Here is a 12,121-nt window from a genome sequence, read left to right as displayed (position 1 = left end):
CGTGGGCGCCACCAACGTTCGTCCCGTGAATCGACCAGCATCAGGCCTGACCATGGCCAAGCGTGAGCAAATGTTTCAAAACCCGGCATACCGCCCTCTGAAACCGACGCTGCCTGGCTTGCGCCCGCCCCTGCACGTTGCAAAAGGTCTCGGCGCCAGTGTACAAATGGCTCGCTGCTGTCTGGAAATTGTCTTCAAAAGCGCTCTGGCGCCCTTCTTGAACACCCTTAAAAACCGTAGCCCTATTGGTAAGACGCGACATTTAATTATAAGATCGCGCCTTCCCCTATTTCGTCGCCCCGTGCGGCTTTCGCCGCAGGTCTCGCCCGTTGTCACAATAAACAAGGCTTTGAGTATCTGCGGTCTGTTGCAAAAAGGTAGTTAATGATGAGCGCAAGGCACTTTCTCTCCCTGATGGATTGCACGCCCGAAGAGCTGGTCAGCGTGATCCGTCGAGGCATTGAGCTTAAAGACCTGCGTAACCGCGGCGTACTGTTCGAGCCTTTGAAAAACCGCGTGCTCGGCATGATCTTCGAGAAGTCGTCGACCCGCACCCGCGTGTCGTTCGAAGCCGGCATGATCCAACTGGGTGGCCAAGCCATCTTCTTGTCTTCGCGCGACACCCAACTGGGTCGTGGCGAGCCGATCGCCGACAGCGCAAAGGTGATGTCGAGCATGCTCGACGCCGTGATGATCCGCACCTTTGCCCATAGCACTGTGACCGAGTTTTCCGCCAACTCCCGCGTACCGGTGATCAACGGTCTGTCCGACGACCTGCACCCGTGCCAATTGCTGGCTGACATGCAGACCTTCCTTGAGCACCGAGGCTCGATCCAGGGCAAGACCGTGGCCTGGATCGGCGACGGCAACAACATGTGCAATAGCTATATAGAAGCGGCGATCCAGTTCGATTTCCAACTGCGCGTTGCCTGCCCGGAAGGCTACGAGCCTGACGCGCGCTTCCTGGCACAGGCCGGCGACCGCGTGACCTTGGTCCGCGACCCGCGTGACGCCGTGATCGGCGCGCACCTGGTGAGCACCGACGTCTGGACCTCCATGGGCCAGGAAGACGAAACCGCCAAGCGCCTGGCCCTGTTCGCCCCGTACCAGGTGACCCGCGCCCTGCTCGACCTGGCCGCGCCAGACGTGCTGTTCATGCACTGCCTGCCGGCCCACCGTGGCGAAGAGATCAGCACCGACCTGCTCGACGACCCACGCTCGGTCGCTTGGGACCAGGCTGAAAACCGCCTGCATGCGCAAAAAGCGCTGCTCGAATTCCTCGTTCCGCCGTCGTACCACCACGCATGAGCCATTCATTACTGCTGAACCTGCGCAATCTGGCATGCGGCTATCAAGATCAACGGGTGGTGCAGAATCTCAACCTGCACCTCAATGCCGGTGACATTGGCTGCCTGTTGGGCTCTTCGGGTTGCGGCAAGACCACCACATTACGCGCGATTGCCGGGTTTGAGCCGGTACACGATGGCGAGATCAGCCTCGCGGGCGAAGTGATTTCCAGTGCCGGTTTCACCCTGGCACCGGAAAAACGCCGTATTGGCATGGTGTTCCAGGACTACGCGCTGTTTCCTCACCTGAGCGTGGCCGACAACATCGCCTTTGGTATTCGCAAACACCCGCAGAAAGACCGCGTGGTGGCCGAGTTGCTGGAGCTGGTCAACCTGAAGAACCTGGGCAAGCGTTTCCCCCATGAGCTTTCCGGCGGCCAGCAACAACGCGTCGCCCTCGCCCGCGCCCTGGCGCCGGAACCGGCCCTGTTGCTGCTGGATGAGCCGTTTTCCAACCTGGACGGCGAACTGCGCCGCAAGCTCAGTCATGAGGTGCGCGACATCCTCAAGGCACGCGGCACCAGTGCGATCCTGGTGACCCACGACCAGGAGGAGGCCTTTGCCGTCAGCGACCAGGTCGGGGTTTTCAAGGAGGGCCGTCTTGAGCAGTGGGACACGCCCTACAACCTCTATCACGAACCGCAGACGCCTTACGTTGCCAGCTTTATCGGCCAGGGTTACTTCATCCGTGGCCAATTGAGTTCGCCGGAATCGGTCAGCACCGAACTGGGCGAGTTGCGCGGCAACCGCGCCTACACCTGGCCTATCGGCGGCGCAGTGGATGTGCTGCTGCGCCCGGACGATATCGTCTACGCGCCTGACAGCGCGTTGAAAGCGCGGATCATCGGCAAGACCTTTCTTGGCGCGTCGACCTTGTACCGCCTGCAACTGCCGACCGGCGCGCTATTGGAGTCGATTTTCCCCAGCCATGCCGATCATCAGGTCGGCGCGGATGTGGGGATCCGTGTGGCGGCCGAACACTTGGTGCTGTTCCAGGCCTCAGGCAGCACCGCCGCGCAGATTCCTCAGAGCGAGTCCGGCGTGCGGCGCCACAGCCCCGCCCACTGAATAGCTGACGAAACCGGCTTAACCATGTGGGAGCGGGCTTGCTCGCGAATGCGGAGATTCAGTCAGCACATCTTTGACTGATACACCGCATTCGCGAGCAAGCCCGCTCCCACATTTTGATTTCATGCGTTTCAAACGAGATTCAGGCCCGGCCAATCGGCGCGAATTTGGCCTGGGTATGTTCAGCCAACACCGCCGCCGGCAACTCCACTTCCAACCCTCGCCTCCCCGCACTGACAAAAATCGTCGCAAACGGCTCAGCCGTCACATCGATAAACGTGCGCAATCGCTTCTTCTGCCCCAACGGACTGATGCCGCCCAACAGGTAACCGGTTGAACGCTGCGCCGCCGCCGGGTCGGCCATTTCGACTTTCTTGACGCCCGCAGCGTGAGCCAGGGCCTTCAGATCCAGACTTCCGACGACCGGCACCACCGCCACCAACAATTCACCCTTCTCGCTGCTCGCCAACAAGGTCTTGAACACCTGCGCCGGGTCGAGCCCCAACTTTTCCGCGGCCTCCAGCCCATAGGAAGCCGCCTTCGGGTCGTGTTCATAACTGTGGATACGATGTTCGGCGCGAACTTTTTTCAACAGGTCCAATGCGGGGGTCATGACGTCTCCGGGCGTGGCAAACAGATGGCCAATTCTAGGCCAAGCCCACGCAAAACGCTCTAGTCCGCCCACTCTTAAGGTACAGGCACCTTGTGGCAAGCGTGATCATTCACCAGACCAATAGTTTGAAAGTGACTGGCAGTTCACTTTCGACCTTTGACAGCCGTCATTCTTGTCTATATTTTTTCGTTTCCGAATACTGTAGGAATACACCTGCAGCACCGAAGCAGTAAGCCGTGACCGGGATGGGGATCCTTGCCACGGTGAAAATCGCGCAACAATCCGTTGAGGTTGTGCGCCAGACAAGAACAACAACTGAGGTTTTCCATGACAACTGCTCTTCAACAACCTTCACTTTCGAGCCAATGCATGGCCGAATTTCTGGGGACTGCGCTTCTGATCTTCTTCGGTACAGGATGTGTCGCTGCGCTCAAGGTCGCGGGTGCCAGCTTTGGCTTGTGGGAGATCAGTATCATCTGGGGGGTCGGCGTCAGCATGGCGATCTACCTGAGCGCCGGGATTTCCGGGGCCCACCTTAACCCCGCCGTCAGTATTGCCCTGTGTATTTTCGCTGACTTCGACAAGCGCAAACTGCCCTTCTATATCCTTGCCCAGATTGCCGGCGCCTTCTGCTCGGCGGCCTTGGTGTACACGCTCTACAGCAACCTGTTTTTCGATTACGAACAAACCCACCACATGGTCCGCGGCTCCCAGGCCAGCCTAGAGTTGGCGTCGGTGTTCTCTACTTACCCCCATGCACTGCTGAGCACCGCCCAGGCGTTCCTGGTGGAAATGGTCATCACTGCCATCCTGATGGGCGTGATCATGGCCCTGACCGACGACAACAACGGCCTGCCCCGCGGCCCGCTGGCCCCGCTGCTGATCGGCCTGCTGATCGCGGTGATCGGCAGCGCCATGGGCCCGTTGACAGGCTTTGCGATGAACCCCGCGCGGGATTTCGGGCCCAAGCTGATGACCTTTTTCGCGGGCTGGGGTGAAATGGCCTTTACCGGTGGCCGCGATATTCCTTACTTCCTGGTGCCGATTTTCGCGCCGATCGTTGGCGCATGCCTCGGTGCTGCAGCCTATCGCGGGCTGATTGCCCGTCATCTGCCGAGCGCCGCACCTGCTATAGATGAAGAAACACCTGACACGGCTGTCAACGGCAAGACCCGTATTTCCTGATAGCGCCAGCCTGGACGCACCTGCCCTTTTTGCGGCCCAGGCTGATTACCGATTTTCTTATTTTCCAAGGCATTCGACATGACCGATATTCAGAATAAGAACTACATCATCGCCCTTGACCAAGGCACCACCAGTTCCCGGGCGATCATCTTTGATCGTGACGCCAACGTGGTCTGCACTGCCCAGCGTGAATTCGCCCAGCATTACCCACAAGCAGGCTGGGTCGAACATGACCCGATGGAAATCTTCGCCACCCAGAGCGCCGTGATGGTCGAAGCCCTGGCCCAGGCCGGCCTGCACCATGATCAGGTCGCGGCCATCGGCATCACCAACCAGCGTGAAACCACCGTGGTGTGGGATAAGGTCACCGGTCGCCCGATCTACAACGCGATCGTCTGGCAGTGCCGCCGCAGCACCGAGATCTGCCAGCAGCTCAAGCGCGATGGCCACGAGCAGTACATCAGCGACACCACCGGTCTGGTTACCGACCCTTACTTCTCCGGCACCAAGCTCAAGTGGATCCTCGACAACGTCGAAGGCAGCCGCGAGCGTGCGCGCAACGGCGAACTGCTGTTCGGCACCGTCGACAGCTGGCTGATCTGGAAATTTACCGGCGGCAAGACCCACGTCACCGACTACACCAACGCCTCGCGCACCATGCTCTTCAACATCCACACCCTGGAGTGGGATGCGAAGATGCTGGAAATCCTCGACATCCCGCGCGAGATGTTGCCGGAAGTGAAGTCTTCCTCCGAAATCTACGGCCGCACCAAAAGCGGCATTGCCATCGGCGGTATCGCCGGTGACCAGCAGGCCGCGCTGTTCGGCCAGATGTGCGTCGAAGCCGGCCAAGCCAAGAACACCTACGGCACCGGCTGCTTCCTGTTGATGAACACCGGCGACAAAGCGGTTAAATCCAAGCACGGCATGCTCACTACCATTGCTTGCGGCCCGCGTGGCGAAGTGGCCTACGCTCTGGAAGGCGCCGTGTTCAATGGTGGTTCCACCGTGCAGTGGCTGCGTGATGAGTTGAAAATCATCAACGACGCCCACGACACCGAATATTTCGCGGGCAAGGTCAAGGACAGCAACGGCGTGTACCTGGTGCCCGCCTTCACCGGCCTGGGCGCCCCGTACTGGGACCCCTACGCCCGTGGCGCACTGTTCGGTCTGACCCGCGGCGTACGCGTGGACCACATTATTCGTGCAGCCCTGGAGTCGATTGCCTACCAGACCCGCGATGTACTCGACGCCATGCAACAGGACTCGGGCGAACGCCTCAAAGCCCTGCGCGTGGACGGCGGCGCAGTGGCCAACAACTTCCTGATGCAATTCCAGGCCGACATCCTCGGCACCCAGGTCGAGCGCCCGCAAATGCGCGAGACCACCGCACTGGGCGCGGCCTACCTGGCAGGCCTGGCGTGCGGCTTCTGGGGCAGCCTGGAAGAGTTGCGCGGCAAGGCCGTTATCGAGCGCGAATTCGAACCGCAGTTGGACGAAGCGGCCAAAGAAAAGCTCTATGCCGGCTGGCAAAAAGCAGTCAGCCGCACCCGTGACTGGGAGCCCCACGAAGGGGCTGAATAAGCCAACATCCGGTTGTAACTGGCAGGGAGCGGATTCCTGCGTCATCATGGGCCACTTTTGTATGGCAGCCCAAAGGACGCCCCATGAATCTGCCTCCCCGCCAACAACAAATCCTCGAGTTGGTCCGCGAACGCGGCTACGTCAGCATCGAGGAAATGGCGCAGCTGTTCGTTGTCACCCCGCAAACCATCCGCCGCGATATCAACCAGCTGGCGGATGCCAATCTGCTGCGCCGCTACCACGGTGGCGCGGCCTATGACTCCAGTGTCGAGAACACTGCGTACGCCATGCGTGCTGACCAGATGCGCGACGAGAAACAGCGTATTGGCGAAGCGATTGCCGCGCAGATCCCCGATCACGCCTCGCTGTTCATCAATATCGGTACCACCACCGAATCCATCGCCCGTGCGTTGCTCAACCACAATCACCTGAAAATCATCACCAACAACCTCAACGTCGCCACCATGCTCAGCGCCAAGGACGACTTCGACGTGCTGCTGACCGGCGGTAACGTGCGCCGTGACGGCGGCGTGGTGGGCCAGGCGAGTGTCGACTTCATCAACCAGTTCAAGGTCGACTTTGCTCTGGTGGGCATCAGTGGTATCGATGAAGACGGCAGCCTGCTGGATTTCGACTACCAGGAAGTGCGGGTTTCCCAGGCGATCATCGCCAATGCGCGTCAGGTGATCCTGGCGGCAGACTCCAGCAAATTCGGGCGCAATGCCATGATTCGACTGGGCCCAATCAGCCTGGTGGATTGCCTGGTGACCGATCAACAGCCGGTGCCGGCGTTGGTGCAGTTATTGAATCAGCACAAGGTTCGGTTGGAAGTGGTTTAAACACTGGATATCTCTGGCGCCTGTACCGCCGCCTTCGCGAGCAAGCCCGCTCCCACATTTGACCGGATTCTCATGCTGGAACCCGGTCAATGTGGGAGCGGGCTTGCTCGCGAAGGCTATCTATCCCCCCATTTCCTCAAGCCTGCCCCCCGGCTCATGTTCACAAATTTTCCTTTTTCCGCCCTTCGATGAGTTTTTTCAATCGAAGTCGGCTGGCTGCGCGCGCGTTTATCAGCTACCATTTTCGCAAATGAACATTAATGTTCGAATTCCAAGACGAAAAAATCGCGAGGCCAGCCGATGAACCCTTCCACCTTGCCTGCTCCACCGCTTGCCGAAGTCTATGACGTTGCCGTTATCGGCGGCGGGATCAATGGCGTCGGCATTGCAGCGGACGCAGCCGGTCGCGGTTTGTCGGTATTCCTTTGCGAAAAGGACGACCTGGCCAGCCACACCTCATCCGCCAGCAGCAAGCTGATCCACGGCGGCCTGCGCTACCTCGAACATTATGAATTCCGCCTGGTGCGCGAAGCGCTGGCCGAACGTGAAGTGCTGCTGGCCAAGGCCCCGCACATCGTCAAGCAGATGCGCTTCGTGTTGCCGCATCGCCCACACCTGCGTCCGGCATGGATGATCCGCGCCGGCCTGTTCCTCTACGACAACCTCGGCAAGCGCGAAAAACTTGAGGGTTCCAAAAGCCTGAAGTTCGGCCCCGACAGCCCGCTGAAAAGCGAAATCACCAAGGGCTTCGAATACTCCGACTGCTGGGTCGATGACGCCCGCCTCGTCGTGCTGAACGCCATGGCCGCCCGTGAAAAAGGGGCGCACATCCACACCCAGACCCGCTGCATCAGCGCACACCGCAGCAACGGCATGTGGGAAATGAACATGGAACGCGCCGATGGCAGCCTGTTCTCAATCCGTGCCCGCGCACTGGTGAACGCCGCCGGCCCATGGGTCGCCAAGTTCATCAAGGACGATCTGAAGCTGGATTCGCCTTACGGCATCCGCCTGATCCAGGGCAGCCACCTGATCGTACCGAAACTGTACGAAGGCGCCCACGCGCACATCCTGCAGAACGAAGACCAACGCATCGTCTTCACCATTCCGTACCTGAACCACTTGACCATCATCGGCACCACCGACCGCGAATACACCGGTGACCCAGCAAAAGTGGCGATCACCGAAGGTGAAACGGACTATATGCTCAAGGTGGTCAACGCGCACTTCAAGAAACAACTGAGCCGCGACGACATTGTCCACACTTACTCCGGCGTGCGCCCCCTGTGCAACGACGAATCGGACAACCCGTCGGCCATTACCCGCGACTACACCCTGGCACTGTCCGGCGGCACAGGCGAAGCGCCGATCCTGTCGGTGTTTGGCGGCAAGTTGACCACGTATCGCAAGCTTGCCGAATCGGCGATGGCGCAGTTGGCACCGTATTTCACTCAGATGCGCCCAAGCTGGACCGCCAAGGCCAGCCTGCCTGGCGGCGAAGACATGACCACGCCAGAGGCCCTGGCCGAGGCCATTCGCAGCAAATTCGACTGGGTGCCAAGTGAGATCGCGCGCCGCTGGTCCACCACCTACGGCAGCCGCACCTGGCGCTTGCTGGAAGGCGTGCAGTCGTTGGCGGACCTGGGCGAACACCTGGGCGGTGGCCTCTATACCCGTGAGGTTGATTACCTGTGCGCTGAGGAATGGGCGACCCAGCCTCAGGACGTGCTGTGGCGCCGCACCAAGCTGGGTCTGTTCACCACGCCGGCAGAACAGGCCAACGTGCAGCGCTACTTGTCGACCGTTGAGCAGAATCGCAGCAAGATCGAAGCCGCCTGACGGATCGCTACTATAAAAAGCCCCTGCGCTGAAAGGCTCAGGGGCTTTTTTTCGCATTCGGTTTTCCGAACGTCACAGTGCCATCTATTCGGTTTGCCGGACCTCAGTCCTGAAAAAACATCGTCACACAAACTTAATCACCCTATAAATCATAGAGTTAACCTTTTATCTCGGGCCTGGCACGACTCATGCTCTACACTCTTGGACGATTGCCTGGAACGCTTCAGGAGCCGTCACGGGCATTCGCTGTACAAGAGAGCCGTTTAGCCGGCTTCATAAAAAAAACAAATGTCGAGGAAGTATTGATGCGCATCGTTCCCCATATTCTGGGCGCAGCTATCGCTGCTGCTCTGATCAGCACTCCAGTTTTCGCCGCCGAACTCACCGGCACGCTGAAAAAGATCAACGACTCCGGCACCATCACTCTCGCTCACCGCGACAGCTCCATTCCGTTTTCCTACATCGCGGATGGTTCGGGCAAACCCGTGGGCTACTCCCACGACATTCAGTTGGCCGTCGTCGAGCAACTGAAAAAAGACCTGAACAAACCCGACTTGAAAGCCAAGTACAACCTGGTCACTTCGCAAACCCGTATTCCGCTGATCCAGAACGGCACCGCGGACCTCGAGTGCGGCTCCACCACCAACAACGCCGAACGCGCCCAGCAAGTTGATTTCACCGTCAACATCTTCGAAATCGGCACCCGTCTGCTGGTCAAGAAAGACAAGGATGGCAAGCCGTCCTACGCTGACTTTGCCGACCTGAAAGGCAAGAACGTCGTGACCACCGCCGGCACCACGTCCGAGCGCATCATCAAAGCGATGAACGCCGACAAGCAAATGGGCATGAACGTCATCTCCGCCAAAGACCATGGCGAATCCTTCCAGATGCTGGAAAGCGGCCGCGCCGTTGCCTTCATGATGGACGACGCCCTGCTGGCCGGTGAAGAAGCCAAGGCCAAGAAGCCGGACGACTGGGTCATCACCGGTACTCCGCAGTCCTTCGAAGCCTACGCATGCATGGTGCGTAAAGACGACCCGGCCTTCAAGAAAGCGGTCGATGACGCCATCGTTGCCCTGTACAAATCCGGCGAAATCAACAAGATCTACAGCAAGTGGTTCGAGAGCCCGATCCCACCAAAAGGCCTGAACCTGAACTTCCCGATGAGCGACAAGGTGAAGGAGCTGATCGCCAACCCAAGCGACAAGCCAGCGCCTGACGTAAAAATCTGATACCTGACTAAGCTTATCTCCTGAGGGAGCCAACCCTCCCTCAGGCGTCTGTTACTACCTGCTGGCTTTAATTGGAACACTCGACCTGGCGGTTTTCGAGCCGATCGTGTGTGCCTGGCGTTCACCGTCAGGCGGGAAAGGATCTTCCCCAAGCGGGTGCTTGTACATCGATCGATTTCGAGGGGAGACCCTAATGAATTACAACTGGGACTGGGGCGTGTTCTTCAAGTCCACTGGCGTGGGCAGCGAGACTTATCTCGACTGGTACATCGCCGGCTTGGGCTGGACCATCGCCATCGCTGTCGTGGCATGGATTATCGCCTTGCTGCTGGGGTCCATTCTGGGCGTCATGCGCACCGTGCCAAACCGCATCGTATCGGGCATCGCGACCTGCTACGTGGAACTGTTTCGTAACGTGCCGTTGCTGGTGCAGCTGTTCATCTGGTACTTCCTGGTACCCGACATGCTGCCGCAGAACCTGCAGGACTGGTACAAACAAGACCTCAACCCGACCACCTCGGCCTACCTGAGCGTTGTCGTGTGCCTGGGCCTGTTCACCGCCGCCCGTGTGTGTGAGCAGGTGCGTACCGGTATCCAGGCGCTGCCACGCGGCCAGGAATCCGCCGCGCGCGCCATGGGCTTCAAGCTGCCGCAGATCTATTGGAACGTGCTGCTGCCGCAGGCCTACCGAATCATCATTCCACCGCTCACCTCGGAATTCCTCAACGTCTTCAAGAACTCCTCCGTGGCGTCCTTGATCGGCCTGATGGAACTGCTGGCGCAAACCAAACAGACCGCCGAGTTCTCGGCCAACCTGTTTGAAGCCTTCACCCTGGCCACGCTGATCTATTTCACCCTGAACATGAGCCTGATGCTGCTCATGCGCCTGGTCGAGAAGAAAGTCGCAGTGCCCGGCCTGATCTCCGTGGGGGGTAAATAATGGACTTCGATTTCAGCGGCATCATCCCCGCTATCCCAGGCCTGTGGAACGGCATGGTCATGACCTTGCAGTTGATGGTCATGGGCGTAGTCGGCGGCATTGCGCTGGGTACGGTCCTGGCGCTGATGCGCCTGTCGTCCAGCAAACTGCTGTCCCGCGTGGCCGGCGCTTATGTGAACTACTTCCGCTCGATCCCGCTGCTGCTGGTGATCACCTGGTTTTACCTGGCGGTGCCGTTCGTATTGCGCTGGATCACCGGCGAAGACACCCCGATCGGTGCGTTCACCTCCTGCGTCGTGGCCTTCATGATGTTCGAAGCCGCGTACTTCTGCGAGATCGTACGGGCCGGCGTGCAGTCGATCCCCAAAGGCCAGATGGCAGCAGCACAGGCCATGGGCATGACCTACGGCCAGACCATGCGCCTGATCATCCTGCCCCAGGCGTTCCGCAAGATGACCCCGTTGCTGCTGCAACAGTCGATCATCCTGTTCCAGGACACCTCGCTGGTCTACACCGTGGGCCTGGTGGACTTCCTCAACTCCGCCCGCTCCAACGGCGACATCATCGGCCGCTCCAATGAGTTCTTGATCTTCGCCGGTGTCGTCTACTTCATCATCAGCTTTTCCGCCTCGCTGCTGGTCAAGCGTCTGCAAAAAAGGTTTGCCGTATGATCTCTATCAAGAATATCAACAAGTGGTATGGCGACTTCCAGGTGCTGACCGATTGCAGCACCGATGTCAAAAAAGGCGAAGTGATCGTGGTGTGCGGGCCGTCGGGCTCGGGTAAGTCCACCCTGATCAAGTGCGTCAACGCGCTTGAACCGTTCCAGAAGGGCGACATCGTGGTCGACGGCACCTCCATCGCCGACCCGAAGACCAACCTGCCGCAGCTGCGTTCGCGCGTGGGCATGGTGTTCCAGCACTTCGAGCTGTTCCCGCACCTGACCATCACCGAGAACCTGACCATCGCGCAGATCAAGGTACTCGGTCGCAGCAAGGAAGAAGCGACCAAGAAAGGCCTGCAACTGCTTGAGCGTGTGGGCCTGTCGGCACACGCCCACAAGCACCCGGGCCAGCTTTCCGGCGGCCAGCAACAACGTGTGGCAATTGCCCGCGCCCTGGCCATGGACCCGATCGTCATGCTGTTCGACGAACCGACCTCGGCCCTCGATCCGGAAATGGTCAACGAAGTACTCGACGTAATGGTGCAGCTGGCCCAAGAAGGCATGACCATGATGTGCGTGACCCACGAAATGGGCTTCGCCCGCAAAGTGGCCGACCGCGTGATCTTCATGGACGCCGGCAAGATCATCGAAGACTGCCCGAAAGAAGAGTTTTTCGGCGACATCAGCGCCCGCTCCGAACGCGCGCAGCACTTCCTTGAGAAAATCCTGCAGCACTAAAAAAGCCACAGCTTGCTCCTCCTGTAGGAGCGAGCTTGCTCGCGAAAAAGGCAACGATGACGCGCACATCCTG

Annotated in this window: 11 protein-coding genes; 10 read left to right on the top strand and 1 reads right to left on the bottom strand. The window is 59.4% G+C overall.

The annotated features are described in order from the left end of the window. The first annotated feature begins 387 nt into the window (after positions 1 to 387). Together argF and AB4N92_RS17820 are read left to right on the top strand one after the other, a co-directional pair. A complete protein-coding gene (gene argF, locus AB4N92_RS17825; RefSeq protein WP_010212747.1) occupies positions 388 to 1,308 on the top strand; it encodes an ornithine carbamoyltransferase in 921 nt (306 codons plus the stop codon). After that, a complete protein-coding gene (locus AB4N92_RS17820; protein ID WP_010212748.1) occupies positions 1,305 to 2,414 on the top strand; it encodes an ABC transporter ATP-binding protein in 1,110 nt (369 codons plus the stop codon). The genes argF and AB4N92_RS17820 overlap by 4 nt, the downstream gene beginning before the upstream one ends. Positions 2,415 to 2,556: 142 nt before the next feature. Here AB4N92_RS17820 and ybaK read toward each other — a convergent pair whose 3' ends face one another. After that, positions 2,557 to 3,027, bottom strand: coding sequence for a Cys-tRNA(Pro) deacylase (gene ybaK / locus AB4N92_RS17815; RefSeq protein WP_010212749.1), 471 nt, complete (start codon positions 3,025 to 3,027; stop codon positions 2,557 to 2,559). A 327-nt stretch (positions 3,028 to 3,354) separates the two neighbouring features. Between ybaK and AB4N92_RS17810 the strand changes: the two genes are divergently transcribed. The 8 genes from AB4N92_RS17810 (at position 3,355) to AB4N92_RS17775 (ending at position 12,048) form a co-directional block, all read left to right on the top strand. Then, positions 3,355 to 4,212, top strand: a complete 858-nt coding sequence (locus AB4N92_RS17810) for an MIP/aquaporin family protein (protein WP_010212751.1) — start codon at positions 3,355 to 3,357, stop codon at positions 4,210 to 4,212. 78 nt (positions 4,213 to 4,290) lie between these two features. Next, the gene (gene glpK / locus AB4N92_RS17805) at positions 4,291 to 5,796 is read left to right on the top strand and encodes a glycerol kinase GlpK (protein ID WP_010212752.1); all 1,506 of its coding nucleotides are present in this window, start codon (positions 4,291 to 4,293) and stop codon (positions 5,794 to 5,796) included. 83 nt (positions 5,797 to 5,879) lie between these two features. Beyond that, positions 5,880 to 6,635: a DeoR/GlpR family transcriptional regulator gene (locus AB4N92_RS17800; protein ID WP_010212755.1), complete on the top strand. Its 756-nt coding sequence runs from the start codon at positions 5,880 to 5,882 to the stop codon at positions 6,633 to 6,635. A 300-nt stretch (positions 6,636 to 6,935) separates the two neighbouring features. Further along, on the top strand, positions 6,936 to 8,474 hold the full coding sequence (glpD, locus tag AB4N92_RS17795; RefSeq protein ID WP_010212758.1) for a glycerol-3-phosphate dehydrogenase: 1,539 nt from the start codon (positions 6,936 to 6,938) through the stop codon (positions 8,472 to 8,474). Positions 8,475 to 8,779: 305 nt separating this feature from the next. Beyond that, the gene (locus AB4N92_RS17790) at positions 8,780 to 9,706 is read left to right on the top strand and encodes a glutamate/aspartate ABC transporter substrate-binding protein (RefSeq protein WP_010212760.1); all 927 of its coding nucleotides are present in this window, start codon (positions 8,780 to 8,782) and stop codon (positions 9,704 to 9,706) included. Between the two features lie 193 nt (positions 9,707 to 9,899). After that, positions 9,900 to 10,646 carry an amino acid ABC transporter permease gene (locus AB4N92_RS17785; protein WP_010212762.1) on the top strand — a complete coding sequence of 249 codons (747 nt, stop codon included), beginning with the start codon at positions 9,900 to 9,902 and terminating at the stop codon, positions 10,644 to 10,646. Beyond that, positions 10,646 to 11,317 (top strand): amino acid ABC transporter permease, encoded by a 672-nt coding sequence (locus AB4N92_RS17780; protein ID WP_010212763.1) that lies wholly within the window; start codon positions 10,646 to 10,648, stop codon positions 11,315 to 11,317. The genes AB4N92_RS17785 and AB4N92_RS17780 overlap by 1 nt, the downstream gene beginning before the upstream one ends. After that, the gene (locus tag AB4N92_RS17775; protein WP_010212765.1) at positions 11,314 to 12,048 is read left to right on the top strand and encodes an amino acid ABC transporter ATP-binding protein; all 735 of its coding nucleotides are present in this window, start codon (positions 11,314 to 11,316) and stop codon (positions 12,046 to 12,048) included. The genes AB4N92_RS17780 and AB4N92_RS17775 overlap by 4 nt, the downstream gene beginning before the upstream one ends. The last annotated feature ends 73 nt before the right edge of the window (positions 12,049 to 12,121 follow it).

The sequence above is a fragment of the Pseudomonas sp. S3_A09 genome (assembly GCF_054668065.1).
The sequence above is the reverse complement of the archived record's forward strand: the minus strand, read 5'-3'. Positions and strand labels throughout refer to the sequence as shown.